This window comes from Variovorax sp. P4_D9 (genome assembly GCF_056401695.1).
On record NZ_JBFUIU010001735.1, the window covers coordinates 1 to 592 of the forward strand.

The following is a 592-nucleotide window of genomic DNA, read 5'->3' on the forward strand; positions in this document are numbered from 1 at the left end:
GACAAAGGTGCATCCGCAGGGCCTGCCCGACGACTCGATCCGCATCCAGCTCGAAGGCACGGGCGGCCAGTCCTTCGGCGCCTTCCTGGCGCGCGGCATCACGCTGTACCTGATCGGCGACGCCAACGACTACACCGGCAAGGGCCTGTCGGGCGGCCGCGTGGTGGTGCGTCCGAGCCTGGACTTCCGCGGCGAGGCGGCGCGCAACACGATCGTCGGCAACACCGCGCTGTACGGTGCCACCACCGGCGAAGCCTATCTCTGCGGTGTGGCCGGCGAGCGCTTCGCGGTGCGGCTGTCGGGCGCGACGGCGGTGGTCGAAGGCACCGGCGACCATGGCTGCGAATACATGACCGGCGGCACGGTCGCGGTGCTCGGCAAGACCGGGCGCAACTTCGCCGCCGGCATGAGCGGCGGCGTCGCCTTCGTCTACGACGAGGACGGCCAGTTCGCCTCGCGCTGCAACCTCTCGATGGTGTCGCTCGACAAGGTGCTGACCTCGGCCGAGCAGGCCGCCAGCGTACATCGCAAGGTCTGGCACGAAGGCGAGACCGACGAGGCGCAGCTGCGCAAGCTGCTCGAGGAGCATCAC

The 592-nt window shown here is 69.9% G+C and carries 1 protein-coding gene; it reads left to right on the forward strand.

From position 1 onward, the window contains the following. Window positions 1–592 (forward strand): GltB/FmdC/FwdC-like GXGXG domain-containing protein (locus AC1DY5_RS58055; protein WP_478123101.1); only part of this gene is annotated, 592 nt, incomplete at both ends.